Below are 24521 nucleotides of genomic sequence, written 5' to 3'. Positions count from 1 at the left end.
GGCCGCACTCACCGCGCCGGACCGGGTGGGTGCGGCGGTTTTTCGTTACGGTAAGGGCATGAGCCTGCCGGAACCTCGTGAACCCGCTGGTCCCTACCGCGTCAGTGTGGTGTGTCTGGGAAACATCTGCCGATCGCCCATGGCGGCGAAGGTGCTCACCGCAGACCTCGAACGCGCCGGAATGAGCGACCTCGTGGAGGTCGACAGCTCCGGCACGGGCGACTGGCACGTGGGCGGCGGCATGGACCCCCGCGCCGCCGCCACACTGCGTGTGCACGGGTACCTGACCGAACACACTGCCCGCCAGTTCGACCCCGAGGACCTCGCCACCAGGGACCTCGTTCTGGCGATGGACCTGGACAACCTGGACGAGGTGCGCCGTGCCGTCGACGAACGGGGGGCCGAGCTCGGATTCGACGTCTCCCGGCTGCGACTGTTCCGCTCCTTCGCCCCCGGGTGCGGCCCCAATCCGGAGGTCCCCGACCCCTACTACGGGGGAGACGACGGGTTCACCGCCGTCCTGAACATGGTCGAGGCCGCCGCCAAGGGGCTCACCGGGGAACTCGTCTCCCGGCTGCGGGGCTAGCCGCTTGGACAGGGAGATGATCGTGCGGTCCTTCGGACCCGGGGGCCCGGGGGACGGGCCGGAGCGGCCGCGCCGGGACCCGTTGACCGGGACCCTCGCCGAACGCGTCTCGGCCCTGCTCGGCCGGGAGGTCCGGCGGGCCGCCAGGGCCGGGAGCAGCCACGACTGGACCCTGTCCTACGCCGAGTTGGCCGACGGTACCCGGCTGTTCGTCAAGTCCCTGGCGCGCGTGGCCGAGCCCACGGGGGCGCTGGTCGCCGAGGCGCGCGGCCTGGAATGGCTCGGGAGGTGCTTCGGCTCCCCGGCGATCGTGCCCCTGGGATGGGACTCGCACCTGCTCGTCCTGCCGTGGATCGAACAGCGCGAACCCACACCCGCCGCGGCCGAGCGGCTCGGCAGACAGCTCGCCGGAACCCACCTCACCGGGGCCGACGGTTTCGGCGCGGACTGGACCGGTTACATCGGTCCGCTTCCCCTGGACAACACCCCCTCCCGGGACTGGCCGCGCTTCTACGCCGAGCAGCGGCTGCGCCCCTACCTGCGCCAGGCCCTGGACCAGGGTGCGCTGACCCCCGCCGACGCGCGTGCCGTCGAGAAGGTGGTCGACTCGGTCGAGGAACTGGCCGGGGAACCGGAACCACCGGCCCGTGTCCACGGGGACCTGTGGAACGGCAACGTGCTCTGGCGTGAACGCGACGCGGTGCTCATCGACCCCGCCGCGCACGGCGGCCACCGCGAGGCGGACCTGGCGATGCTCGCCCTGTTCGGCCTGCCCTACCTGGACCGGGTCCGCGACGCCTACAACGAGGTCGCTCCGCTGTCCTCGGGCTGGCGGGGCCGGGTGGCCCTGCACCAGCTGCACCCTCTGCTCGTGCACGTGTGCCTGTTCGGAGCCGCCTACCGGACCACCGCTCTGGAGGCCGCGCGTACCGCGTACCGCGCCGGCTGATCCGTGCTCCGGTGCCCGCCACGGTGGGGGCGGCGCCCGTGCCGCCCCCACCGGGCCGTCAGCCCTTGACGCTGCCGGCCAGCAGCCCGCGTACGAAGTAGCGCTGCAGCAGGAAGAACACGATCAGCGGGACGATGATCGACACGAACGCCCCCGCGGTGAGCCGGTGCCATGCCTCGCCGCGGGTCCCCGCGAGTTCGGCCAGCCGGACGGTGAGCGGCGCGGTCGCGGTGTCGCCGCCAGCGAAGATCAGCGCCACCAGCAGGTCGTTCCAGACCCACAGGAACTGGAAGATGCCGAGGGAGACCAGGGCGGGGGCGATCAGCGGAAGCACCACCTTGCGGAAGATCGTCCCGTGTCCGGCACCGTCCACGCGGGCGGCCTCGAAAAGCGACTTCGGTAGCTGGGAGATGAAGTTGTGCATCAGGAAGATGCCCAGCGGCAGACCGAAGATGGTGTGCGCCACCCACACGTTGGTGAACGCCATGGCGCCGGAGAGCTCCCAGGCGGGGAGGATCTGGGCGCCGCCGACCGAAACACCCTGGGAGAAGAAACGCAGCAGCGGGACCAGGGACATCTGGAGCGGGACGATCTGGAGCGCGAAGATCCCGAGGAACACCCAGTCACGGCCGCGGAAGTCGATCCAGGCCAGCGCGTAGGCCGCCAGGGCCGCGACCCCCAGGACGAACACCGTCGAGGGCAGGGTGATCACGAACGAGTTCACGAAGTGGCTGGCCAGACGGCCGTCGTTGGCGTTGCCGAAGAGCACGTCCCGGTAGTTGTCCAGGGTCACCTCGGGGGAGCCGAAGAACGTCCACCAGCCGGTGCTGCGGATCTGTTCGGCGGGCCGGAACGAGGAGATGAACAGCCCGGCGGTGGGCAGCGTCCACACGACGGCGATGACCAGCGCCGCGAGACTGGCCGCGCCGCCGCTGAGCCGTTTGCGGACCCGGTCGGCGGCGCCCCGGTCGGCGGGCGCGGCGGCCCCGGGGAGGGTGTCGTTCGTGCTCATGTCAGCTCCCTGGCCTTGCGGTTGCGCCGGATCTGGAAGGCGACCAACGGGATGACCAGGACGAACAGGAACACGGCCAGGGCCGATCCCTGACCGACCTGGCCCTGGGAGAACGCCTGGCTGTACATCTCGTTGGCGATCACGCTGGTGCCGTAGTTGCCGCCGGTCATGGTGCGGACGATGTCGAAGATCTTGAGGGTCTGCACCGAGATCGTGATGAGCACGACCAGGAGGGTGGGCCAGACCGACGGCAGGGTGATGCGGCTGAACAGTTGCCAGGGGCCGGCGCCGTCGATGCGCGCGGCCTCCACGATCTCGGCGGGGATCGCCTTGATGGCCGCGGACAGGACCACCATCGCGAACCCGGCCTGGACCCAGATCAGGACCAGGATCAGCAGGAACGTGTTGAGGGGTTGTTCGAGCAGCCACAGCCGGGGCTCGCCGCCGAACCACACGACGATCTGGTTGAACAGCCCGTACTGCTCCTGGTCGGCGGGGCGGTAGGCGTACACGAACCGCCAGATGATGCTCGCGCCGACGAACGAGATCGCCATCGGCATGAACACCAGCGACTTGGCCACGGACTCGAACCGGGAGCGGTCGATGAGCACGGCGTACAGCAGGCCGACCGCCGTGGCCATGGCCGGGGCGAACAGTACCCACAGCATGGTGTTGACCAGGACCTGGAGGATCTCCGGGCGCTGGAACATCCAGAGGTAGTTGGTCAGTCCCACGAACACGTCGCCGTTGCGGTCGTGGAAGGACAGGATGGTGGTGCGGATGACCGGGTAGACGAGCCCGCCGAGGATGAGGACCGCGGCCGGGCCGAGGAAGAAGGCCGCCTGCCACCGGTCCCGCTTGCTGCGGGGCGCGTCGAGCAGGACGAGCATCAGGCCGATGACGCCGAGGAAGGCGACGATCCCGATGAGCATCCACACGAGCTTGGGCAGCTCGTTCAGGAAGGAGAACTCCATGGAAGACCTTTGGTGGTGCCTGGAGAGGTGGGACGGGAGGGCGGAGAGGGCCGCGCGGCGTCAGTGACGCCGCGCGGCCGGGGTGTCAGTTCGAGCGCCGGGGAGGGTTCTGCAGGAGGAGTCAAGCCGCCAGCGAGGAACGAGCAAGGCGTGGACGAGGATGCTGTGCCTGCTACAACCCGGATCCCTCCGCAACGGCGCCGAACACGGGCCGAAGCGGAGGCCCGAAGCAAACACAGTTACGGCCAGGCGGACTCGACGCTCTCCAGGACCGTGGCGGTGTCGGCGCCGGTCACCCAGTCGACCATCCCGCTCCAGAAGACGTTGGTGCCCACGGAGGAGGGCATGGCGTCGCTGCCGTCGAAGTGGAAGACGGTGTCGGGGTCGTTGAGGACCTCGGCGGTGAACTGGTCGGTGGGGTCGGCCAGCAGGGACTGGTCCAGCTCCTGGTGGGCGGAGACCCAGGAACCCAGGGAGGCGCGCTGGTTGGCGTACTCGGCCGAGGAGAGGTACTCGTGCATGGCCACGACCTCGTCGCGGTCGTCGAAGGAGACGACGAACTCGCCGCCGCCCATGATCGGGATGTCGGAGCCGGCCTCCAACGGGGGCATGACGAAGCCGTAGACGTCGCCGTCCTCGCCGATCTCGACGTCGTCCTCGAACTGGGCGCCGTAGAAGGAGCCCATCAGGTACATCGCGCAGCCGCCGTCGAGGAGGGGCATCCCGGCCTCCTGGAAGGAGGTGACGGCGATGCTGTCGACGCCGCCGAATGTGCCGTTGACGTAGTCCTCGTTCCGGACGACCCCGTCGGCCAGGTCGAAGGCCTCCTCGACCTCGGGGGAGTCGAAGGCGATGTCGTGGGAGATCCAGTCGTGGTAGACGTCCGTGCCGGAGGTGCGCAGGAGCGCGTTCTCGATCCAGTCGGTGCCGGGCCAGCCGGTGGCGTCGCCGGACTCGAAGCCCACGCACCAGGGCTTGGTGCCGTCGGCGGCGATGGCGTCGCTGAGTTCGATCATCTCGTCCCAGGTCTCGGGGACCTCGTGGCCGTTCTCGGCGAAGTAGCCGGGCGAGTACCAGACCATCGACTTCATGTTGGCGCCGAGCGGGGAGCCGTACAGGTCGCCGTCCACGGAGGCGTAGCCCTGCCAGTCCTCGCTCCACCCCGACTCGACGTTGCCCTGCACGCCGTCGGCGACGGGGAGGGCGTGGCCGTCGTTGGCGGCGCGCTCCAGGAGGCCGGGCTGGGGGATGAAGGCGAGGTCGGGCGCGTTGCCGCCGTCGAGGCGGACCGGTAGTTGGGCCTCGAACTCACCGCTGCCCTCGTACTGGACGGTGATGCCGCTGCAGGCCGCGAAGTCCGCCCAGGACTCTTCCAGGAGGTCGCCCTCCTCGTCACGGATGGAGGCGTAGACGGAGACGGTGCCCCCGGTGCCCTCCCACTGTTCGTAGGGAGAGCAGTCGATGTCGGAGGTGTCGACGGTGCTGCTGTCGCCTCCGCTGAGGTAGGAGCACCCGGAAACCAGGAGGGCCAGGCCTCCGGCGGCCGCGGCCAGAGTGCGTCGGTGGACCGGACTGGGCATGGGCGTTCACTCCTTCGGCACGCACACCCGCCGGTGTTGCGGATGTGATTCAGGTCATGCGCCCTTCGATGAAAGTCGCATTCGGGGATTTTGTCCATGCTCTGCGCAAATTCTTGCGTAACGATCTGAAATCTTGCAGGTGAGTCGTGTGGACAGGGGTTTTGTTATCGGAAAGGTGGGATGTCGGCTCGGGCCTCGGTGCGGGGCCCGGGTCCGGACACCGGCGGTGCGCCGTACATTGGGGGCATGGCTGACGCACCCACCAGCCCTGGTCAGGGCACAACCGGACATGACGGACCCGAACTGCACGTCGTCCTGATCGGCTACGGCAAGGGCGGGGAGGTCTTCCACGCCCCCCTTGTCGACGCTGTGCCGGGGCTGCGCCTGTCCGCCGTGGTCACCGGATCGCCCGAACGCCGGCGGGCCGCGCAGGCACGGTACCCGGGGGTCACCGTGTACCCCACCGCCGCCGACCTGTGGGCCGACGCCGGGCGTTACGAGATCGCGGTCGTCAGCACCCCCAACGACACCCACGCGCCCCTGGCCCGTGCCGCGATGGAAGCGGGCATGGCGGTGGTCGTGGACAAGCCGTTCGCGCTCACCTCGGCCCAGGCGCGGGAGCTCACCGAGCTGGCGGGTGAGCTCGACCAGGTGCTCACCGTCTACCAGAACCGTCGCTGGGACGCCGACTTCCTCACCCTGTGGCAGCTCATCGAGGAGGGCTCCCTGGGACGGGTGCACCGCTTCGAGTCGCGTTTCGAGCGGTGGCGCCCAGAGCCGAAGGGGACCTGGCGCGAGAGCGGGGGAGTGGAGGCCGGTGCGGGCCTGCTGTACGACCTGGGTCCGCACCTCATCGACCAGGCGGTCAACCTGTTCGGCCCGGTGGCCTCCGTCCATGCCGAGATCGACTCCCTGCGTGAGGGCGTGCGGGCTGACGACGACGTCTTCCTCGCCCTGCAGCACGTCCGCGGTACGCGCTCCCACCTGTGGATGAGCGCTCTCAGCGCCCAGAACGGCCCCCGCTTCCGGGTGCTCGGGGACGAGGCGGCCTTCGTCAGCCACGGGTTGGACGGGCAGGAGGCCCGGCTGGCCGCGGGGGAGCGCGCGGACGCGCCCGACTGGGGCGTGGTCCCGGAGGAGGAGTGGGGCCTGCTCGGGGCCGACGGCCGGACCAAGCCGGTGCCCAGTGAGCGCGGCGCCTACCCGGAGTTCTACGCCGGGGTGCGCGACGCCGTCGGTGAGGGTGAACCGCTGCCGGTGGACCTGCACGAGGTGATCCACGGCCTGGAGGTCATCGAGGCGGCCCGGCACAGTGCCCGAACCGGGTCGGTGGTGGAGCTGGCGCGGCACTGACCGCACACGGGGAAACGCGGAGCCGACCGCACGCGAGACAACACGGGCCGGGCCCCTGAGGGGGCTCGGCCCTCGGTGTTCGCGGTGTCACTCCGAGCATTGACATCCAACTAGTTGGTTGGTTTTATGAGTCTGTCCGGCCCGACAACTGAAGAGGAGAGGGCATGACACGGGGATCAGACGAGGTGCCGGTGCGTCCGCGCTCCCGGGCGGTGGTGCTCGGCGTCGCCGCGTCGACGGCGGTCGTGCTCGGCACGTCGCTCTGGGCCTACGCCGGTACACGCGGGGGACCGGAGCCCGCCGACTACGTGACGGACGCCAGCGAGGAGGAGACCGTGGACCAGACGAGCGAGCTTCGGAACGGAACAGGGGACGGCACCGGGAGCGGGGCTGACACCGACCCCGCACTGCGGGGCACCGGGGTGGAGCTTCCGGAGGGCTGGGTGGAGGCCGACGAGCGCACCGCGCTCCACGACGACGAGGAGGTCACGGTACGGCGTTACCAGGTCGGCGGTGAGCGGGTGCTCGGCGAGAGCCATCTGAGTGTCGTGCTGGGCGAGGACGGCCGGATCGTGGGTGTCACCCTTCTGGACGCCGCGGCCGCTAACGACCCCGACGACCTGCCCACCCACGATCAGGTCCGCGAGGCGGCCTACAACTGGCTGGCACGGCAGGATTCGGACTACCTGGAGGGCCTGACCGAGCAGTGGGTGGACCGGCATGACGAGGTCGTGGTGGACGCCGGGGGACGGGAACGGGTCATCCCCGGTGTCAAGGTCAAGACCAGGCATGACGACGGGCGCTACGCCTGGGTGGTCGTGGGGGTCGGCGCCCGGATCGTGACCTTCGAGCGCGACGTCACCTGGGACTCCTCCGCGCAGCGCAGGTCCACCCAGATGTGGCTCCATGACAGGTGGATCGCCGCGGTCGAGGGTACGGGTGAGCACCCCCCGGCTCCGGCCGCCGTCGCCGACCCGGGGTGAGGTCCGGGACCCTCCGCGGCGGGGGTCCCGATCCTGCCGGTTTCGCTTACCGGTGTGCCGGTCCCGTACACGGACGGACCCGGCCCCGCCGGTTCGCGTTCGGGGGTGCCGGTCCCGTACACGGTCGGACCCCGGATCGCTGTGCCGCTTCCGGGGTCCGCCCCGTTGTGTTCGCCCTGTTACGCGCTTGTCGTGGGGGGCGCCGCCGCGTTCCGGGTGAACTTCTCCAGGTGTTCGCGCATCTGGTCCCGGACCTCTTCGTCGGAGGGGTCCCGGCCCAGCACGAGCCGGGTCAGTTGAGGGGTGATCTGGGGCCAGGCCGCCAGGCCGATCAGGGTGAGGAGCAGGTGGCGTGCGTCGGTGTCGGAGGCCGATCCGCCCATCGCCTCGGTGAGGGAGGCGACCTTGGCGTCGTAGAGCCCCGCGCGTTCCTCCTCTCCCGGCACCGGGGAGTCGCCGTAGTGCAGGGCCTCCCACAACAGCAGGCGCAGCAGGTCGGGGTGGGAACGGTGGTAGTCGAAGATCCGGGTGACGTAGGAGGCCGGATCGCTGTCGTCGGTGAGGGTCACGGCCTGTGAGAGTTCGTCGACCGCCCCTCCGACCACGTGTCTGAACAGCTGTTCCTTGTCGCCGAAGTGCGCGTAGATCCGCTGCTTGTTGACTCCGGCACGCTCTGCGATGCGGTCCACCCGGGCTCCGGCGATACCGTGCGCGGCGAATTCGTGCCGTGCGGCCTGGAGCAGCAGGGTGCGGGTGTTCTCGGTTCGCGAGGTGTTACTCATGCCACAATCGTAAACTATAACCAACTGGTTGGTTACTTGGGGTGCAGGAAGGCTGTGTCTTGTTTCACGCTGGCCGGAAGCGGTCCGCTCCGGAATGGCGGAATCGATTGACAACCAACTGGTTGGTTTTCAATGATGGTGGTCATGTCCACCACACAGCCCAACGCCGAAGTGAACAGGCGACAGGCACCGGCGTCCCGTCCGTTCGCCGTCACCGCGCTCTCCCTGACCGGCGTTCTCGTCGTCGGCCAGCTCTACTCCGTCCTTCCGCTCCTGGCGCCCGTCGCCCGGGACTGGGGCGCGGACCAGAGCACCGTCGCCTGGACGGTGACCGCTTTCGCCATCGCCTACGCCACGGGTTTCCTCGTCTCCGGTCCCGCCGCGGACCGGTTCGGCCCCCGCCGGGTGATCATCGCCGGAGGCCTGGCCACCGCGGCCCTCACCGGAGCCGTCGCACTGGCTCCCGGAGCCGCCGCGGGCCTGGCGCTCAGAGCACTCCAGGGTTTCGCCGCAGCCTCCTTCGCCCCCGCGGCGTTCAGCTACATCGCCACCCGGGTCGAAGCCGAGCGCCGCGTCACCGCCATCACCTGGCTCACCAGTTCCTTCCTCGCGGCCGCCGTCATCGGCCAACTCGCGGCCCAAGCCCTCGAACAGAGCATCGGCTGGCAGGGCGTCTTCGCCGCCTCCGCGGTGGCCCTGGCCGTGGCCGCCCTCGGTCTGCGCTTCGTGCTGGCTCCCGACCAGAGCCCGCAGCCCTCCGGAGGCGGGGCTGTCAGCGGGATGCTCGGACTGCTGCGGGACCGAAGGCTCCTCCTGCTCTACGGAGCCACGACCACCGTCCTGCTCGGTTTCGTCGGTGTCTACAGCGGCCTCCAACTCTCCGGCCCCGCCTGGCTCACCGGTGACGCCCAAGCGCTGCTCACCCTGCGCGCCACCGCCCTGCCCGCCATGCTCGCGGTACCGCTCCTCAGCTCGCGGCTCGCCCGCTACTCGCCCGGGACGAGGGTCCCCGCAGCCCTCACCGGCGCCGCGGTCACGGCAGCCGTGACGGGACTGGTCGCCGACCTGGGGCCGGTGGCCCTCGGGGCGAGCCTGCTGGCCTTCGCGGGATGTGTGGCCGTCGCCGCCCCCGCGCTCATCCAGGCCATCGGCATGCGCGCCGGTGCCGCCCGCGGCTCGGCCACGGCCCTCTACACCTTCGCGCTGTTCGTCGGCGCGGGACTCGGTCCCCAACTCGCCACCGTCCTGTCGGGTCTGGGATTCACCGCGGTCGCCCTCGGCACGGCGGCCGTCCTGGCCGTCGGGGGAGCGCTGGCCCTGGCGGCCCTCCTCCGACGGGCCGGGGACTGACCGCGCACACCACGTCACGTACTGGGCGTTGCGCACCGGGTGCCGCAGGAGCAGGTGTCGCGCCGCGGGCGTTGTGTGCCAGGTGTTACGTGCCAGTCGCCCCCGGGCGGACGCCCCCGAAACCGGGCGTGTCCGCCCCCGGGGGACGCCCGCCGGGCGTCCCCGTCAAGCACCGGTTCGAGAACCACGGAGTGGAGACAGCAATGCAGCAGCAGAACGAGAAACTCGTGTACGTCGTAGGCCAGAGGTTCGCGGGGTTCTCCGTACACGAGAACATCCGCACCCTCTCCGAACTCGTCGCCGAGATCCAGCTCGGCCACCACGACGGCCCCGGAACAAATCTGGAGGTCCGGGGCGGCCAGGGGATGAGCACCTACGAGTGGCAGTACCTGGAAGACACCGTCAAGCGGCGGGACATCCATGACCGCGTCCGGATTCGACCCTCGCGCCTCGACCCCGCCCGCCGGGCGGAGGCGCACAAGCATCGGGAGCAGAACGTACTCATCGCGGACCTCGGTAGACGCGACGACCAGCTCTTCCAGGCGGCCCTGCTGCTGAACGCCGACAATGAGCTGCTCCTGGACCACCAGACCGGACAACACGTCCAGGGGATGGTCGTGGTCGAGGCGGCTCGCCAGATGTTCCTGGCGGTGACGGAACGGTACTACACGCACCGCTGGCCCGGACGGCGGTACTACTTCGTCATCGACTCGATCTCCACGACCTTCGAGAACTTCCTCTTCCCCCTCGACGCGGAGATCCTCTACCTGGTCCAGAGCGCCGATCTCGACGATCCCGAACGTCTCGGGTTCACCGCCCGGATCGACCTCCACCAGGCCGGCCGCCGCGCGGCCAGCACCGAGGTCTCCTTCACCGCCTTCGACACCGCCAGGCTCAAGCGTGTGGAGCACCGCCGCGCCGACCGCGCCGTGGAGTACGCCGTTCAGTCCTCCAGCGGCGCCCTCGTCTCCGCAGGGGCCCGCTGATGGGCGGTACCACGGGAGCGGTCGGTGCCGGTGGTGACGGCGCCGTCGGGAATGGTGCTCGCGCGGATGCGGGCGTAGGAGCAGGTACGGGAGTGTTCGATGCGGGCGTGGTCGGCGCGCGGACAGGTGCGTTCTTCGACGTGGACGAGACGCTCATTCCGGTCAAGAGCATGTTCGACTTCCTCGCCTTCCGCCTGGCCGAACTGGGCAGCCCCCCGAGCGCCTACACGGAATCGGCCGCGGAACTGCGAGAACTGGCCGCCTCCGGGGCTCCGAGGGAAGAGATCAACAGGGAGTACTACCGTCTCTACCGGGGCGCCTCCGAACAGGAGCTGATGGCCTCCGGCCGCCGGTGGTTCGCCACCCGCGCCGCCGTACCCGGGTTCTTCCTGGAGGGAAGTGCGCTGGCCCTGCGCGGACACCTCGCCGACGGGGCCCATGTGGTGCTCCTGTCCGGATCCTTCGCCCCCTGCCTCGAACCGCTGGCCCGGGCACTGGGCGCGACCGCCTTCCACGGAACCCGCCCCCTCGTCGTGGACGGGCGGCTGACCGGCGAGGTCGAACGGCCGATGATCGGGCCCGCCAAGGGCGAGGCCGTACGTGAGTACACCCAGCGGCACGGGCTCGATCCGGCATCGAGCCACGCCTACGGCGATCACATCAGCGACCTTCCGATGCTGGAGGCGGTCGGCCATCCGCACGTGCGGGCGGACGGCGATCCGGCACTGCTCGGCCACGCCTCGCAACGGGGCTGGCCCCGGGTGCACGACCCCGCCCCTGCCGCACCCCCCGGCGGCCACGGTTCCGAATGCGTGTGCGGATGTGCGCTCGCCCTCTGGGCCGCACCGTCGAACCACCCCCTGACCCCCACCACGACAGGAGACCGTGCATGACCACGGAAACCAAGCCCCACAGGCGAGCGTCCCCGACCGGCACCGGGACGGGCCTGATCCTGCCCCAACTGCTCGTTCTGGTCGGCATGGCCGCCTGGCTCACGCTGATCATGATCAACAACATCACCGACAGCGGGACCAACATCCACCTGATCGGTCGAGTCCTCACCATGGAGGACATGGTCGGCAACCCCCACCAGGGACAGGGGCTGCTCGGCCGTGCTCTCTCCGGTGACCTGGCCGCCCCCGCCCTGTACGGGGTGATCGCCTACCAGGCGGTCTCCTCCGCGCTGCTCTGGTGGGCCGCCGCCGCCCACCTGCTCCTGGCTCTGGGCCGGGGCGACGGAACACGCGCCACCCGGCTCGGCAACGTCGCACTGAGCGCTCTCGCCGGGCTGGCGCTGATGTTCCTGGTCGGCGGCCTCTGGTTCGGTTACTGGATCAGCTTCGGCCCCGTCCAGCAGGTGCACTTCACGCTCCTGCTCGTCGCCGTCGGCGGGCTCGTGCTGGTGAACCTGCCCCGGGAGAGGGCGTTCGTCTGAGTGTCTTGAGCAGGTTGACCGGGTTGCTTGCACGCGGTCGACCGGTCCGCTTCCGCGCACCCCTTCCACCCGACTTCGTGGGAGGGGTGCGCGGGTCCTGAAGGAAGGGGACCTGCGTTTTCCGGGGCCGGGAAACCTTCCCGAGGCCGCCCCCGTCCGCTTTCCGGGATCGGTCAACGGGGAACCGGCCTGTGGACAAGGTCCCCGGCCCCTCACCTTGGGCCTATGTTGGAAGGAGGTTGATCGAGGGTTTCCCACACCGAAGGAGAAGCGCCGTGGCCCAGGTTCTCGTGGTCGCTGACGATCTCACCGGTGCCAACGCCACCGGCGCCCGTTTCGCACGTACCGGGATGCGCGTGGCCACGGTGACCCCCGAGCACGTCAGCCGGGTCGCCGGTGACTACGACGTGGTCGTCGCCAACCTGGACAGCCGGCACGTCCCCGCTGAACAGGCCGCTGACCTGGTCACCGACGTGGTTGAGGCGGTATGGCCGGTCGGCCTCGTGGTCAAACGCACCGACACCACCCTGCGCGGCAACATCGGCGCCGAGATCCAGGCCGCCTACGACGCGGTCCGCGACCGGGTACCCACCGAAACCCGGGTCCGGGTGCTGTTCACCCCCGCCTTCCCCGGCTCCGGTCGGATCACCGAGGACGGTGTGCAGCTGCTCAACGGGACACCGCTGGAACGCACGGAACTCGCGGTCGACCCCCTCTGCCCGATGACCACCAGCGTGGTCGCCGACATCCTCGGAGCCCAGACCGATCTCGCCGTCCGGCATGTGCCGGTCCGTCAGATCACCCAGGAGATGCTCACCGCGGAGCTCCTGGCCGGGGACGAACCGATCGTGGTCTGCGACGCCAGCAGCGAGCAGCACCTCACCGACATCGCCGAGGCCGCAGCGGCGGCACACCACTCCGACGGCACCGTCTGGGTGGCCGTCGACCCGGGACCCACAGGCGCCCTGCTCGCCTACGCCCTGCGCCTGCGCGGCCAGGCCGGTTCCCGTGGACCGCTGCTCGCGGTCGCGGGCAGCACCACCGAGCTCACCCGCCGCCAACTGGCCACAGTGGCCCGTACCGGCGCCGTGCGGTTCGTGGACGTGGACGCGGTAGCCCTGGCGGACCCCGAGAGCGACCACGCCGACGAGGTTGCCGAAGAACTCACCACACAGCTGTCCTCTTCGGGCTTCCCCGAGCTGTGTGTGCTGCGGATGGTCACCACGGCCGAACGGGTCCGGGAGCTCCCCGCCCAGGCCCGCGCCGAACTGCCGGGCCGGATCGCGGGTCTGGTCGCGGACGTGGTCAACGAGCTCGCCGACACGGTGGGGGCCCAGGCGCTGCCCAGCGGTCTGTACCTGACCGGCGGCGACCTCGTCGCCAGCCTCCTGGACGAACTGGACGTGCACGCCTTCGACGTCGGCGGTGAGATCGTCCCGCTCGCCGTCCACGGTCACCTCAGCGGGGGCCCGCTGGACGGTACGCCCGTGGTGGCCAAGGGCGGGCTGGTCGGTGACGACATCACCTTGGTCGAGTGTCTGGCCAAACTGAGGAGGGCTGTCCAGGCCCGCCTGCACCAGGTGCACTCGGAGGTTTCCGAGCACGTGATCCCAACCCTGGTCAGGGAAAGCTGAGGGGTGTGCGGGTGCGGGTTCGGGCGGGTTGTGGTGGGGGTTCAAGACCTGTTGTGGTGCGGGGGTCTGCGTGGGTGCGGGTTCAAACGGTTGGTGGTGGGGGTTCAGGACACCCCCCTGGGGTGGTCTGAGCCCGGTGTTCGTCCGGCTGGGCCCTGTGGGGGCTGGTGTAGGGCGTACTCAGAGGCCGCTACGCACCTCGCGGGACGTGCTTGATCTTGCTACGTCTGGTTCTGGAAAAGGGCGAGGCCCGTAGCTCGCCAACCCCCCCTGGACTACTGGTGTGTTCTGGAGACACGTGTCCCCAGCACTGGCGAAAACCCCCTGTGTCCGGGCGCCGCCCACCGCTCTTCGGCCAACCCCCACCACCGGGGGAGGACACACAAGGCGCACGTTCTGTGACCCCCTGGGGTTGAGGGGGTTTGCGCCGTGCGGCTTACGACAGCGCAAAGCGGAGGTTCACAACCCCCAGGGGTGCTGCCACCTGGAAGCGCACGCTCAACCCCCGGGGGGCAGGGGATCGGGATTGTGCCGCTTACTACGGCGGATGATGAGGGCCTGAACCCCCTGGGGTGCTGCCACCGGAAAGTGCACGTTCAACCCCCTGGGGCGCAGGGGGTCGGGGCCGTGCGGGTTACTACGGCGCATGGTCCGGGTTCATGATCCCCTGGGGTCTGTCACCTGGAGGTGCACGTTCAACCCCCTGGGGTGCAGGGGGTTGGGGTGGTGCGGGTTACTGCGGCGGATGGCCCTGGGGCGCAGGAGCCTGAGCGGCGCGGCAGAACCCCAGGGGTTGGCTGCGGCGGGGAGCCGTCACCCGGACGACCTTCTGGGGTGGGGAGGTCAGGCCGACACGATGTGGGTGAAGGTCAGCTTGTCGATCAGCTCGGCGAGGGGTTTGGGCGCCTCCAGCGGTCCCATGTGCCCGAGACCGGGGAGCACCCGGACCTCCTCGCAGTTCTGCACGAGGTCTCCGATGTGGTGGGCGTGCCACGCGGGGGTCAGCTTGTCCTCGTCTCCGCCCACGACCACGGTCGGGGCGGTGATCTGACGGGTGGAGTCGTCCAGTTCCAGTTCGGTGAGGACCCTGCCCCACTCGCCGCGGGGGATGCTGCCGCAGTCGTGGACGAGCTTGGCGCACAGGCGTTTGGTGGCCTTGTCCGTGTTCCTGCCCATGACCAGGAACTTGAAGATCTCCGCGGACAGGGCGTTGGGCGGGCCCAGGGGGAGGGGCGCGGTCAGGAAGATCCTGGCGCCGAGGGTGCCGAGAGCACCGGGGAGGGGAATGGCGCTGGACTTCCTCGGCAGGTCGGTGCATCCGGTGTTGGTGAGGAGCACGGCGCCGACCTTCTCCTTGAAGGTCTCCCGCGGAGCCGCGGCCATCACGGTCATGCCGCCCATGCTGTGCCCGGCGACCAGGGCCCTGCGCCCTTCCGGCACGGTCGCCTCCAGGACCGCGCACAGGTCGTCGGCGAGCTTCTCGGTGCCGTACCCGGCTCGGGTGATGGGGGTCTGGGTACGGCCGTGCCCGCGCTGGTCGTAGAGGACCACCCGCAGGCTCGGGTCCAGTTCCCGGACCACGGGCCCCCAGGAGGCCAGGGAGGTCGCCCAGCAGTGGGAGAGGACCACCGTCGGGCCGTCGGCTGGTCCGCGTACCTCGACGTGCAGCCGGGTGCCGTCGGCGGAACGCACCTTGAGTTCCTGGGCGTGGCCCACGTGTCGTGTCGCCATCAGGGGTTACCTCTCACTCGGGGGAGCGCCGCGGCGGTCGGTGCGACCGCCGCGGCGCGGGGGGTGTCCCTCCAGGTCGGCGCGTGAACTGGAGGGACGTCTTCGGGGCGGCCTCAGTCGTCGAGGTCGATCTGGGGGACCGCGAAGGGCGGGGTGCCCGACCCGTTGACCGGGTGCCCGCCCCAGAGGTTGGGGGTGTCGAGTGTGCCGACCCCCTCGTGGCCGTCGGGTGTGCGCACGATGACGGTGCGCACACCGCGCTCGTAGGCCCTGGTGATCCCGGGTTCGGCCGACAGGCGGCCCTTCCACCGGTAGTCACCGGTCAGCGGTGAGAAGTGCCCGGCCAGGTGGGCCTGGACCTCGAAGTCCTCCGAGGACTCCTCGGAGAGGAGGACCGTCACCGTGCCCCGGTACTCCTCTTCCCCGTCGTCGAACCCGCTCATGATGCTTCTCCTTCTCTGGTCCCGTCAGGCCGGGACGGCGTCCTTGCGCTTTCCGCCGCCCCGCGGGACACGGCGCAGGTCGTAGTTGTGCGGGTCGAACCAGCGGGTGCGCAGGGCGTAGTTCCAGGTGAAGGTGGGCCACAGGGTGGTGTTTCGGCCCTCCTCGTTCAGGTACCAGCTGTCGCAGCCCCCGGTCACCCACACGGTTCCCTGCATGGACTTGTCGATCATCCTGTTGTAGGCGCGCTGGGCTTCGGGGCGGGGCTCCAGGCGGTCGACCCGGTTGCGGCACGCGTACTTGAGCGCCTCCATCGTGTAGCGGATCTGCGCTTCGATCATGAACACCTGTGAGGTGTGGCCCAGGCCGGTGTTGGGGCCGGCGAGCACGAACGCGTTCGGGAACCCGTTGACGGTGGTGCCGCGGAAGGCCTGGACGTTGCTGCCCCAGTGCTGGGCGAGCGAGCGGCCCTCGGAGTTGTACAGGCGGTGCGCGATCGGCGGGTCGGTGACCTGGAAGCCGGTGCCGAGGATGATCGTGTCGACCTCGTGCTCGGTCTCCTCGCCGGAGGGGTCCCGGGTGACCACGGAGTTCGGCCGGACCTCGACGATGCCGTCGGTGACCACGTCCACGTTGGGCCGGGCCAGCGCGGGGTAGTAGTCGTTGGACATCAGGATGCGCTTGCACCCGGCGCGGAAGCTCGGGGTGAGCTTGGCGCGCAGGTCGGGGTCCTTGACGCTGCGGTTGATGTTGGCCCGGCCGAGGCGTTCCACGATCCCGAGCAGCCTGGGGTTCTTGGCGAAGCCGAAGATGTAGCTCTCGCGGCCCCAGTAGATGCTCTTGCGGGCGATCTGCTGCGCGCCGGGGACGTTCCGGTAGAGCCAGCTCTCGGCCTTGGTGATGTCGCGGTCGTGGCGGAACATCACCCACGGGGCGGTGCGCTGGAACAGCGTCAGCCTGCCGACCTTCGGCTGGATCTTCGGTACGAACTGGATCGCGGAGGCACCGGTGCCGATCACGGCGACCCTGCGTCCGGTCAGGTCGTGGTCGTGGTCCCATTCGGCGGAGTGGAAGAGCTTGCCCTCGAAGGTGTCCAGGCCCTTGATGTCGGGGTAGGTGGGGTCGGCGAGGGGGCCGGCGCCGCTGACCAGGAACTGCGCGGTGACGGTGCCGTCGGTGGTCTCGATCCGCCAGCGGTTGTCCCCGGGCTCCCAGTGCGCGGCCCGGACGTCGCTGTTGTAGCGGACGTGCTGGTCCACGCCGTGTTCACCGGCGACCCGCTTCATGTAGTCCCAGATCTCGGGCTGCGGAGAGAAGGTCCGGCTCCAGTCGGGGTTGAGCGCGAAGGAGAACGAGTACAGGTGCGAGGGGACGTCGCAGGCGGCGCCCGGGTAGGAGTTGTCGCGCCAGGTGCCGCCGATGCCGTCGGCCCTCTCCAGGATCACGAAGTCCTTGAGACCGGCCTGCCTGAGGCGGACAGCCATACCGATCCCGGCAAATCCGGTGCCGATGACGGCGACCCGGTAGTGCGGCACTGCTTCGGTCACGATGCTGTTCCCTTCGTGCGTCCCGGTTCGGCCGTGGAGTCTTGCGTACCGACCGGTAAGTATGGTCCCCGGGGACGTGGCGCGTTTCGCCCCCGGGGGGAGGGTGTCGGGGGCTGAGCGCGTGGCGCGTCCGCTCTCAGCCCCCGACGTCTGGGGGACCGCCGCCGGAAGACGTGGCGCGTTTCGCCTTCCGACGGCGGCGTTCTTGGGAGGGGGAGTGCCCCTCGGGGAGTCGGCTAGCTGCCGAGCAGCCCGGCCTTCTTCCAGAAGTACCGGCCCAGGCCGGAGATCGCCCCGGCGGTGTCCAGCGTGTTGACCACCTTGCGGGCGGCCCAGGTCTTGGTCTCGACCCAGTGCGTGTTGCCCTTGGCGACCCGGTAGGCCTCCTTGGGGTCGAGTCCGACCTGTTCGTAGACCTTCGGGTTGATCAGGCGGGTCGCGGAGTAGTAGGCGACCAGGCCGAGCACGATCCGGCTGTAGGCCTTGTTGAGGGCGCTGCGCTCGGGCCAGTCGCGCTGGAACTCCTCACGGGCGTAGCGCATGTGGCGCGCTTCCTCGGTCACGTGGATGCGGGCCACGGCGCGCACCAGCGGCAGGATCTGCTCGTCCGGGACGGCCTCGCGCTGGAGCTGGTCCAGGACCTCCTCGACGAAGAGCGCGCCGGCGAAGATCAGCGGTCCGTGCGCGATCGCCTTGAAGACGCGGCCGAGGTGGAAGGTGACCGGGTCGAGCCGGTGCGTCTCCCAGCCGAGCTTGCGCACCATCTTCGCGAACATGACCGTGTGGCGGCACTCGTCGGCGATCTCGGTGTAGGCGTACTGGACGTGCAGCGACGTGGGGTCGTTGTGGTAGGCGTGCCGGACCAGCATCTGCATCAGGATGGTCTCGAACCAGATGCCGATGGTGGCGACGCTGGCGACCTCCAGGCGGGACAGCTCCTTGCGCTTGTCCTCGCTGAGCTGGTCCCACAGGTGGGTGCCGTAGATCGAGATGCGCTCGGGCCGGATCGCCCACATGTCGGGGTCGACCGGGGCGTCCCAGTCGATCTCGACCAGGGGGTCGTAGGAGGCCTTGGCGGAGCCGCGCAGGAGGCGCTTGGCGATGTCCTCGCGGTCGGTGACCTTGGGCTTGGCGACTACTTCGGCGGTCATCTCTCGTTCCTCCTCAGGAAACGCTGGTCTTGGCGTGCGGGGAACCGTGGCGTGCGTGGAGCCCCTGGGCGATCTCCGCGTCCGCGAAGGCGCCGTCCGTGAGGAGCAGGCCGAGCTGGAGCGACACGATCTGTTCGGTGGTGGCGGGGAAGTGCTTGGTCAGGTGGAGGGCCGCGGTCCCGAAGGCCGTGCAGGCGACGTCGCGCGGGGGGCGTTTGGCGGCCGCGGCGCGGACCACGGTCATCACGGTGTCCCGCTTGGTCTCGGCGGGGACCACCCCGTCCAGCGAGGCGCCGGTGGCGCGCGAGCTCTCGTGGATGGGGGTGTCGACGAAGCCGGGGTAGACCGTGGTCACGCCGACGTGGGTGCCGTACTCGGCGCGCAGGGCGTCCGAGTAGGCGGTCACCGCGCGCTTGGAGACGGTGTAGGCGCCTGCCAGGGGGACCTGGAGGTTGGCCAGCAGCGAGGCGGTGACGATCACCCGGCCCCGGCTCTGGAGCAGGGCGGGCATCGCGGCGGCGGTGACCCGCCAGGTGCCCAGGAGGTTGACCTCCAGCGCCTGGTGGGCGTGGGCGTCGGGCATGTGGCCGATGTCCACGGACGGGCCGACCCCGGCGTAGTGGACGAGCAGGTCCAGGTGTCCGCCGAGCTGCTCGATCGCCTCGGCGACCCCTTCGCGCACCTGCTGGTCGTCGGTGATGTCGCAGGCGATGACACCGGGGGCGGCCTTGCGGTCGATGCCGACGACGTTGACACCGAGCTGGCGGAGGACCGCCACGGTGGCGCTGCCGAACGCGCCGGAGGCGCCGGTGACGATGGCGTTCTGGCCGGACAGCCGGCTCAGGTGGCGCGGCAAGGGGGTCGTCATGTGATCTCCTCCACAGTCATTGCCGGAACGTTACAACGGCCATTGTCACAATGCAATGGGTAGTAGCCGGAAATTTACTCGCGAGTAAGGTTCGGGGGTGCCGGTCGGCGCCGGGCGCCGTGTCCCGGCCCGGGTGGGGGCGGTCGGCGCCCGGGGGCTCAGTCGCAGGTCGGGGCGGATGTGCTCGGACACGGCTCCGGGGCCGCGCGAACAGGCGCGCGACCCCGGAGTCCGCCCCGGTCACGATCGGGGCACTATCGGCCGAGCAGCCCGGCCTTCTTCCAGAAGTACCGGCCCAGGCCCGAGATCGCCCCGGCGGTGTCCAGCGTCCTCACGACCTTGCGGGAGAGTTCGGTCTTGCTGTCGATGAAGCGGGGGTTGCGCCGGGCCGTCCGGTGCGCCTCCCGCGGGTCGAGGCCGACCCGCTCGTAGACCTTCCGGTGCACCAGCCGGGTGGCCGAGTAGTAGGTGACCAGGCCGAGGACGAGCCTGCTGTAGGCCTTGTCCAGCCTGCCGCGCCCGATCCAGTCGCGGTGGAACTCCTCGCGGGCGTAGCGGATGTGCCGGGCCTCCTCGATCACGTGGATCCGGGAGGTGGAGCGCACGACCGGCTCGATGCTCTCGTCGTCGATCATCTCCCGCTGGAGCTGGTCGAGGATCTCCTCGACGAAGAGCGCGCCGGCGAAGATCAGCGGTCCGTGGGCGAGGGCCTTGAAGACGTTGCCCAGGACGTGGGCCACGGGGTCGATCCGGTAGGCCCTGGAACCGAGCTTCTCGATCGCCTTCGCGAACATGACCGTGTGGCGGCACTCGTCGGCGATCTCGGTGTAGGCGTACTGGACGTGCAGCGACGTGGGATCGTTGTGGTAGACGTGCCGGACCAGCATCTGCATCAGGATGGTCTCGAACCAGATGCCCGTGGCCATGGTGCTGGCCATCTCCAGCCGGGACAGTTCCCTGCGCTGGTCCTCGCTGAGCCGGTCCCACAGGTGGGTGCCGTAGATGGACACCCGCTCCGGGCGCATGCCCCACTTGTCATCGAGGGGGGCCTCCCAGTCGATCTCCACCAGGGGGTCGAAGGAGGCCTTGGCGGAGCCGCGCAGCAGGCGTTTGGCGATGTCCTCGCGGTCGGTGAGCTTCGGTGTGCGGACGTTTCCCGCGGACATGGATCCCTCCAGGGGGTGTTCCGTGCCGGAGGCGCGCCGAACGGGCGGTTCGCGTTATGTGACCCCGTTCACTCCGATTTTCTAGAACGTTACAATCTCTGTTGACAACGTTCAACGGCGCCGAGGGACGGATTTACTGATGAGTACGGCTCTCCGGGGTCTCTAGGCTGGTTCCATGGCCGAATACCGTATTGACGAACTCGCCCGGCTCGCCGACACGACGGTGCGCAACGTCCGGGTCTACCAGGACCGAGGACTCCTCGCGCCGCCCCGGCGCCAGGGCCGGGTGGGCATCTACTCCGAAGCGCATCTGGCACGTCTGCGGCTGATCGGCCAACTGCTCCGCCGCGGCTACACCTTCGCCAACATCGGCGAGATGTTCCAGGTGTGGGAGCGCGGCGGCGACCTCTCCGAGATCCTCGGCTTCGAGTCCGCCGTGGGGGACGCCTGGAGCGACGAGATAGCCGACTACGTCAGCCTCGGGGACCTGCGGGAACTGTTCGGCAAGGGGGTGACCCCCAAGACCATAAAGCGGGCTCTGGACCTCGGTGTGCTGGAACGCGACGGGCTGCGTTTCCGGGTCCCCAGCCCCCGCCTCTTCCACGCCGGCGTCGAACTGGTCAAGCTCGGCATGACGGTGGACTCGGTCCTGGACATCGCGGAGAACCTCCGGCTCAAGATCGGTGACGTCTCCGAGCACATGGTCCGGCTGGTCGCCGACCACATCATCACCGAACACGCCCCCGGGACCGTGATCCAGAGCGAGGACGTCGCCCAGATCGCCGAGCTCATCCGCCGGGTGCGCCCCCTGGCCCAGCAGGCCGTGGACGCGGTCCTGGCCCAGGAGATGGCCCACCACCTCACCAACGTCCTGGGCGACCACTTCGCCGAGGCCATGGAGCACCTTCAGACGCAGGACCAGGCGGGCCAGGACATGGAGGGCCTCCCCGGCCCCTCCTGAGTCCTGCTGAGCACCCCCGGACCCCGTGCCTCCTCCGGCCCCCGGGGAACCGCCGGACGGCCTCCCCAGCGCTTCGGCTCACCCGACCTCCGCCCCCAGCGCTGTCCCCACCGCGAGGACCGCACCACGAGCAAGACCTTCGTAGAAGAGATCCCCCGGAGCACGCCGCGAACGCCTCCGGTCAGTACAACCAGTAGATCCTCGCAGCTGACTCCTGGAATACGGGTGACGGAGTTCGACGTGGGCGTCTTCGGTGGTGAACCGTCACTCGACCTGCCGTTGGCCGGCGTCGGCGGCGCGCTGCCATGCGGTGGGTTCGGCGTCGGGGACCCCGAGGCCGCCGATGCGGCGGTCCGGGCCTCGCCGGTGCCGACGGGGACCGGTCGCGTCCGCTGTCAGGACTTCCGGGCCGCCCACCGGCGGGAGCGGTAACGGCGGGCGGCCCGGTCGGGCGCGGTCAGGGTGTGGTCAGGGAGCGAGCACGACCGTCTTGCCGGGCAGCCGCCCGGCGCCGAAGTCCTCATGCACGGCGGCCAGCTCGGCCACCGGGCGGTGGGCGGCGACGTGGAGCCGGAGCTTGCCTGCGTCTACCTTGGCGACCAGCTCGGTCATCTGGGCTCCGTCGCTGCGGACCCACAGGCTCGCGCTGCGCACCCCCCGGTCGGGGGCCCCGGGAATCGGGCCGGCCGTGCTGGCGGCGATCCCGCCGTCGGCGACGTAGTTCGTCAGGCGCGCGAGCTCCTCCGGGGAAACGCGCACATGGTTCACCACGACCTGGAACGGACCGCCCACGGCGGCCGGGCCCGCAGTGGGCGCGAGGGGGCCGACGACCCGGTCCGCGCCGTAGCCGCGGAGGCGGTCGGCGTGCCGTGGCGAGTCCACCGCGGTCACGTGCGCTCCCGCGTCGACGGCGAGCTGCACCACGAGGCTGCCCACCGCGCCCCCTGCCCCGTTGACCAGGACGGTCTGACCGGGCTTCAGTTCGGCGAGTTCGAACGCCGTCTGCCAGGCCGCCAGGCCGGTCAGCGGCAGCGCCGCTGCGTCGACCAGCTCGATCGTCCGGGGCGCCGGGGCAAGGGACCCGGCCGGGGCGAGCACGTACTCGGCGGCACCGCCAGCGGAGTCGAGGGGCAGCATCGCCACGACCCGGTCGTCGATCTCCAGGCCTGTCACGTCCGCGCCGAGTTCAGCGACCGTGCCAGCCAGGTCGAGCCCCGGCACGTACGGAAGCGCGATCGGGAGCATCCCGGCCAGGGCGCCGGCACGGATGTGATCGTCGACCGGGTTGAACGACGTGGCCGCCACCCGCACCAGAACCTGCCCGGGGCCGGGAACCGGACGATCGACGTCCTCGTAGCGCAGGACCTCTCTGCTGCCGAACTCGTGGAAACGCATTGCCTTCATGGCACTTTCCTCCAGGGGTGTGTTGATGTCGTCGCCGAGGGATGAGGCGATCAGGCGGGAAGGTGAGGCGCTTCGATGCGCTCAGGCCAGTTGCACCGACCGGATGGAGTTGCCCGTCACCATGCGGTCGATGGCGCTCACGGCACTGCCGGGGTCATCGGCGGCACCGACGGCGAGCAGCAGCGGGACGAAGTGGTCGGCCGTCGGGTGGGCGACCGCGACGCTGGGTGCCTTGTCGCGGTAGTCGGTGAGGGCGTCGACGTCGCCTCGAGTGAGAGTGTCGACAACCCATTCGTCGAAGGCCGTGGTGTCGGCTGCGAGCTCCGGCTGGCGGAAGACGGCGAAGCTGTGCGTCATGAAGCCCGAGCCGAGAACGAGAACGCCTTCTGCGCGCAGGGGCCGCAGGCGTGCCCCGAGCTTGAGCAGTGCGCCGGGGTCGAGGCTGGGCATCGAGAGCTGCACGACCGGGATGTCGGCCGCGGGGTACATGGCCATGAGCGGGATGTAGGCGCCGTGGTCGAGACCGCGGTCGGTGAACTCGTGCACCGGCGTCCGGCCCAGCAGGCCCGTGAGTCGCCGAGCCAGGTCGGTGGCGTCCGGGGTCGCGTAGGGAAGGGTCTTGTAGCGGGGGTGGAACCCGCTGAAGTCGTAGTGCAGCGGGGTGCCCGCCGCGGCTCCGGATATCGCGGCCGGCGCCCGTTCCCAGTGTGCCGAGACGACGACGATGGCCCGGGGTTTGGGCATCGACTGGGCCCAGCCGAAGAGGTCGCCGAGCCACTGTGGATCGTCGAGGGTGAACGGCGCCCCGTGGCTGACGAAGAGGCTGGGCAGGGGGCCGTCGGAGGGGGTCCAGACGCGCTGCTCGTGCGTCTGCGGTAGGGCCCTGGCCAGCAGGTCGTCGTAGGCCGCAGCTGGTGCGCGTGACGGGAAGGGGGAAGTCAGGCCCTCCGGAGGGGGCAGGTTGCTCGTGTCGGTCATCGGAATCAGCTCCTTCACTTGCCTGGGCAAGTAAAAAGTAGCTCATCTTGAGTTGCCTAGGCAAGTGATTCGAGTTGCCCGGGCAAGTATGGTGGGGTTCATGGACACCCATTCAGCCTGGCTTGACGACGACGAACAGGACGTATGGCAGGCGCTCCTCACGGTTGTCATCGCCCTCCCGGCTTCCCTCGATCGTCAGTTGCAGCGAGACGCGGGCATCTCCAACTTCGAGTACGGGGTGCTGGCCCAACTGTCCATGGCGGACGAGGGCACGATGCGCCTCGGTGACCTGGCCCGGGTCTGCGACAGCACCCAGCCCCGCCTGTCGAAGGTGATGGACCGCTTCGAAGCCCGCGACTGGGTCACCCGCCGGCCTGACCCCGGCGACGGTCGATACACCCTCGCCGTCCTGGGCGACGCCGGTCGGCAGAAACTCGTCGAGAGCGCCCCGGAACACGTCGCGCAGGTCAAACGGCTCGTGTTCGATCCGCTCAGTGCCGCTCAGCGCCGCCATCTCGGGGTCGCACTCACCCGCATCGCCGCTACCGTGCGCCGGGAACTCGAAGGAGGCTGAGCGCCGTCTTCAAGCGGGGCTTGCGCCAACTGGGAGACGCCGGTGATGCGGCGCACGGGGGAGGTGCAGGCCTTGT

The 24521-nt window shown here is 69.9% G+C and carries 24 protein-coding genes; 12 read left to right on the top strand and 12 right to left on the bottom strand.

Going from position 1 to position 24521, the window contains the following annotated elements:
- Positions 1–58 precede the first annotated feature (58 nt).
- Together AC0VYD_RS20215 and AC0VYD_RS20210 are read left to right on the top strand one after the other, a co-directional pair.
- On the top strand, positions 59–586 hold the full coding sequence (locus AC0VYD_RS20215) for a low molecular weight protein-tyrosine-phosphatase (protein WP_475477031.1): 528 nt from the start codon (positions 59–61) through the stop codon (positions 584–586).
- A gap of 16 nt (positions 587–602) precedes the next feature.
- A complete protein-coding gene (locus AC0VYD_RS20210; RefSeq protein WP_475477030.1) occupies positions 603–1535 on the top strand; it encodes a fructosamine kinase family protein in 933 nt (310 codons plus the stop codon).
- A gap of 58 nt (positions 1536–1593) precedes the next feature.
- Here the strand turns inward: AC0VYD_RS20210 and AC0VYD_RS20205 are convergent, their stop codons facing one another.
- The 3 genes from AC0VYD_RS20205 to AC0VYD_RS20195 all read right to left on the bottom strand — a co-directional run bounded on the left by AC0VYD_RS20205 (position 1594) and on the right by AC0VYD_RS20195 (position 5101).
- Positions 1594–2547, bottom strand: a complete 954-nt coding sequence (locus AC0VYD_RS20205; RefSeq protein ID WP_475477029.1) for a carbohydrate ABC transporter permease — start codon at positions 2545–2547, stop codon at positions 1594–1596.
- Complete coding sequence (locus AC0VYD_RS20200; protein ID WP_475477028.1) at positions 2544–3521, bottom strand: carbohydrate ABC transporter permease; 978 nt, start codon at positions 3519–3521, stop codon at positions 2544–2546. The genes AC0VYD_RS20205 and AC0VYD_RS20200 overlap by 4 nt, the downstream gene beginning before the upstream one ends.
- A 239-nt stretch (positions 3522–3760) precedes the next feature.
- Positions 3761–5101, bottom strand: coding sequence for an ABC transporter substrate-binding protein (locus AC0VYD_RS20195; RefSeq protein ID WP_475477027.1), 1341 nt, complete (start codon positions 5099–5101; stop codon positions 3761–3763).
- Between the two features lie 246 nt (positions 5102–5347).
- Here AC0VYD_RS20195 and AC0VYD_RS20190 point away from each other — a divergent pair, with 246 nt between their 5' ends.
- Positions 5348–6454 (top strand): Gfo/Idh/MocA family oxidoreductase, encoded by a 1107-nt coding sequence (locus tag AC0VYD_RS20190; protein ID WP_475477026.1) that lies wholly within the window; start codon positions 5348–5350, stop codon positions 6452–6454.
- 164 nt (positions 6455–6618) lie between these two features.
- Positions 6619–7437, top strand: a complete 819-nt coding sequence (locus tag AC0VYD_RS20185) for a hypothetical protein (RefSeq protein ID WP_475477025.1) — start codon at positions 6619–6621, stop codon at positions 7435–7437.
- Positions 7438–7616: 179 nt separating this feature from the next.
- Here AC0VYD_RS20185 and AC0VYD_RS20180 read toward each other — a convergent pair whose 3' ends face one another.
- Entirely contained in the window at positions 7617–8219 is a 603-nt protein-coding gene (locus tag AC0VYD_RS20180) for a TetR/AcrR family transcriptional regulator (RefSeq protein ID WP_452544877.1), read from the bottom strand.
- Between the two features lie 144 nt (positions 8220–8363).
- Between AC0VYD_RS20180 and AC0VYD_RS20175 the strand changes: the two genes are divergently transcribed.
- The 5 genes from AC0VYD_RS20175 (at position 8364) to AC0VYD_RS20155 (ending at position 13624) form a co-directional block, all read left to right on the top strand.
- Complete coding sequence (locus AC0VYD_RS20175; RefSeq protein ID WP_475477024.1) at positions 8364–9569, top strand: MFS transporter; 1206 nt, start codon at positions 8364–8366, stop codon at positions 9567–9569.
- Between the two features lie 203 nt (positions 9570–9772).
- Positions 9773–10555 carry an AfsA-related hotdog domain-containing protein gene (locus AC0VYD_RS20170; RefSeq protein ID WP_475477023.1) on the top strand — a complete coding sequence of 261 codons (783 nt, stop codon included), beginning with the start codon at positions 9773–9775 and terminating at the stop codon, positions 10553–10555.
- A 92-nt stretch (positions 10556–10647) separates the two neighbouring features.
- Complete coding sequence (locus tag AC0VYD_RS20165; protein WP_475477022.1) at positions 10648–11448, top strand: HAD family hydrolase; 801 nt, start codon at positions 10648–10650, stop codon at positions 11446–11448.
- Positions 11445–11990 (top strand): DUF2165 family protein, encoded by a 546-nt coding sequence (locus AC0VYD_RS20160; RefSeq protein ID WP_475477021.1) that lies wholly within the window; start codon positions 11445–11447, stop codon positions 11988–11990. Before AC0VYD_RS20165 ends, AC0VYD_RS20160 begins: the two co-directional genes overlap by 4 nt.
- Positions 11991–12265: 275 nt before the next feature.
- Positions 12266–13624, top strand: a complete 1359-nt coding sequence (locus tag AC0VYD_RS20155) for a four-carbon acid sugar kinase family protein (RefSeq protein WP_475477020.1) — start codon at positions 12266–12268, stop codon at positions 13622–13624.
- 843 nt (positions 13625–14467) lie between these two features.
- Here AC0VYD_RS20155 and AC0VYD_RS20150 read toward each other — a convergent pair.
- The 6 genes from AC0VYD_RS20150 to AC0VYD_RS20125 all read right to left on the bottom strand — a co-directional run bounded on the left by AC0VYD_RS20150 (position 14468) and on the right by AC0VYD_RS20125 (position 20528).
- Complete coding sequence (locus AC0VYD_RS20150) at positions 14468–15355, bottom strand: alpha/beta fold hydrolase (RefSeq protein WP_475477019.1); 888 nt, start codon at positions 15353–15355, stop codon at positions 14468–14470.
- 113 nt (positions 15356–15468) lie between these two features.
- Positions 15469–15798: a DUF4873 domain-containing protein gene (locus tag AC0VYD_RS20145; RefSeq protein ID WP_475477018.1), complete on the bottom strand. Its 330-nt coding sequence runs from the start codon at positions 15796–15798 to the stop codon at positions 15469–15471.
- Positions 15799–15822: 24 nt separating this feature from the next.
- Complete coding sequence (locus AC0VYD_RS20140; protein WP_475477017.1) at positions 15823–17343, bottom strand: flavin-containing monooxygenase; 1521 nt, start codon at positions 17341–17343, stop codon at positions 15823–15825.
- Positions 17344–17579: 236 nt separating this feature from the next.
- Positions 17580–18494: an AurF N-oxygenase family protein gene (locus AC0VYD_RS20135; RefSeq protein ID WP_475477016.1), complete on the bottom strand. Its 915-nt coding sequence runs from the start codon at positions 18492–18494 to the stop codon at positions 17580–17582.
- Positions 18495–18507: 13 nt separating this feature from the next.
- Positions 18508–19362 (bottom strand): SDR family NAD(P)-dependent oxidoreductase, encoded by an 855-nt coding sequence (locus AC0VYD_RS20130; protein WP_475477015.1) that lies wholly within the window; start codon positions 19360–19362, stop codon positions 18508–18510.
- Positions 19363–19616: 254 nt separating this feature from the next.
- Positions 19617–20528: an AurF N-oxygenase family protein gene (locus AC0VYD_RS20125; protein WP_475477014.1), complete on the bottom strand. Its 912-nt coding sequence runs from the start codon at positions 20526–20528 to the stop codon at positions 19617–19619.
- A 175-nt stretch (positions 20529–20703) separates the two neighbouring features.
- Between AC0VYD_RS20125 and AC0VYD_RS20120 the strand changes: the two genes are divergently transcribed.
- Together AC0VYD_RS20120 and AC0VYD_RS20115 are read left to right on the top strand one after the other, a co-directional pair.
- The gene (locus AC0VYD_RS20120; RefSeq protein ID WP_475477013.1) at positions 20704–21489 is read left to right on the top strand and encodes a MerR family transcriptional regulator; all 786 of its coding nucleotides are present in this window, start codon (positions 20704–20706) and stop codon (positions 21487–21489) included.
- 225 nt (positions 21490–21714) lie between these two features.
- Positions 21715–21921, top strand: a complete 207-nt coding sequence (locus AC0VYD_RS20115) for a hypothetical protein (RefSeq protein WP_475477012.1) — start codon at positions 21715–21717, stop codon at positions 21919–21921.
- Positions 21922–21957: 36 nt separating this feature from the next.
- Here the strand turns inward: AC0VYD_RS20115 and AC0VYD_RS20110 are convergent, their stop codons facing one another.
- Both AC0VYD_RS20110 and AC0VYD_RS20105 read right to left on the bottom strand, forming a co-directional pair.
- Positions 21958–22893 carry an NADP-dependent oxidoreductase gene (locus tag AC0VYD_RS20110; RefSeq protein ID WP_475477011.1) on the bottom strand — a complete coding sequence of 312 codons (936 nt, stop codon included), beginning with the start codon at positions 22891–22893 and terminating at the stop codon, positions 21958–21960.
- Between the two features lie 81 nt (positions 22894–22974).
- Positions 22975–23871 carry a DODA-type extradiol aromatic ring-opening family dioxygenase gene (locus AC0VYD_RS20105; protein WP_475477010.1) on the bottom strand — a complete coding sequence of 299 codons (897 nt, stop codon included), beginning with the start codon at positions 23869–23871 and terminating at the stop codon, positions 22975–22977.
- A gap of 100 nt (positions 23872–23971) precedes the next feature.
- Here AC0VYD_RS20105 and AC0VYD_RS20100 point away from each other — a divergent pair, with 100 nt between their 5' ends.
- Entirely contained in the window at positions 23972–24445 is a 474-nt protein-coding gene (locus AC0VYD_RS20100; protein ID WP_475477009.1) for a MarR family winged helix-turn-helix transcriptional regulator, read from the top strand.
- Positions 24446–24521 lie beyond the last annotated feature (76 nt).

This window comes from Nocardiopsis sp. iso_40 (assembly GCF_056173285.1).
Note: the sequence above shows the minus strand (reverse complement) of the source record. Positions and strands in the feature narration are given on the sequence as shown.

Excerpts from the sequence above, each read along its gene's own strand:
- AC0VYD_RS20195 (WP_475477027.1), bottom strand. The coding sequence starts at position 5,101 with ATGCCCAGTCCGGTCCACCGACGCACTCTGGCCGCGGCCGCCGGAGGC.
- AC0VYD_RS20160 (WP_475477021.1), top strand. The coding sequence starts at position 11,445 with ATGACCACGGAAACCAAGCCCCACAGGCGAGCGTCCCCGACCGGCACC.
- AC0VYD_RS20145 (WP_475477018.1), bottom strand. The coding sequence starts at position 15,798 with ATGAGCGGGTTCGACGACGGGGAAGAGGAGTACCGGGGCACGGTGACG.
- AC0VYD_RS20125 (WP_475477014.1), bottom strand. The coding sequence starts at position 20,528 with ATGTCCGCGGGAAACGTCCGCACACCGAAGCTCACCGACCGCGAGGAC.
- AC0VYD_RS20135 (WP_475477016.1), bottom strand. The coding sequence starts at position 18,494 with ATGACCGCCGAAGTAGTCGCCAAGCCCAAGGTCACCGACCGCGAGGAC.
- AC0VYD_RS20120 (WP_475477013.1), top strand. The coding sequence starts at position 20,704 with ATGGCCGAATACCGTATTGACGAACTCGCCCGGCTCGCCGACACGACG.
- AC0VYD_RS20105 (WP_475477010.1), bottom strand. The coding sequence starts at position 23,871 with ATGACCGACACGAGCAACCTGCCCCCTCCGGAGGGCCTGACTTCCCCC.
- AC0VYD_RS20185 (WP_475477025.1), top strand. The coding sequence starts at position 6,619 with ATGACACGGGGATCAGACGAGGTGCCGGTGCGTCCGCGCTCCCGGGCG.
- AC0VYD_RS20180 (WP_452544877.1), bottom strand. The coding sequence starts at position 8,219 with ATGAGTAACACCTCGCGAACCGAGAACACCCGCACCCTGCTGCTCCAG.
- AC0VYD_RS20110 (WP_475477011.1), bottom strand. The coding sequence starts at position 22,893 with ATGAAGGCAATGCGTTTCCACGAGTTCGGCAGCAGAGAGGTCCTGCGC.
- AC0VYD_RS20205 (WP_475477029.1), bottom strand. The coding sequence starts at position 2,547 with ATGAGCACGAACGACACCCTCCCCGGGGCCGCCGCGCCCGCCGACCGG.
- AC0VYD_RS20190 (WP_475477026.1), top strand. The coding sequence starts at position 5,348 with ATGGCTGACGCACCCACCAGCCCTGGTCAGGGCACAACCGGACATGAC.
- AC0VYD_RS20210 (WP_475477030.1), top strand. The coding sequence starts at position 603 with ATGATCGTGCGGTCCTTCGGACCCGGGGGCCCGGGGGACGGGCCGGAG.
- AC0VYD_RS20100 (WP_475477009.1), top strand. The coding sequence starts at position 23,972 with ATGGACACCCATTCAGCCTGGCTTGACGACGACGAACAGGACGTATGG.
- AC0VYD_RS20150 (WP_475477019.1), bottom strand. The coding sequence starts at position 15,355 with ATGGCGACACGACACGTGGGCCACGCCCAGGAACTCAAGGTGCGTTCC.
- AC0VYD_RS20200 (WP_475477028.1), bottom strand. The coding sequence starts at position 3,521 with ATGGAGTTCTCCTTCCTGAACGAGCTGCCCAAGCTCGTGTGGATGCTC.
- AC0VYD_RS20170 (WP_475477023.1), top strand. The coding sequence starts at position 9,773 with ATGCAGCAGCAGAACGAGAAACTCGTGTACGTCGTAGGCCAGAGGTTC.
- AC0VYD_RS20175 (WP_475477024.1), top strand. The coding sequence starts at position 8,364 with ATGTCCACCACACAGCCCAACGCCGAAGTGAACAGGCGACAGGCACCG.
- AC0VYD_RS20215 (WP_475477031.1), top strand. The coding sequence starts at position 59 with ATGAGCCTGCCGGAACCTCGTGAACCCGCTGGTCCCTACCGCGTCAGT.
- AC0VYD_RS20130 (WP_475477015.1), bottom strand. The coding sequence starts at position 19,362 with ATGACGACCCCCTTGCCGCGCCACCTGAGCCGGCTGTCCGGCCAGAAC.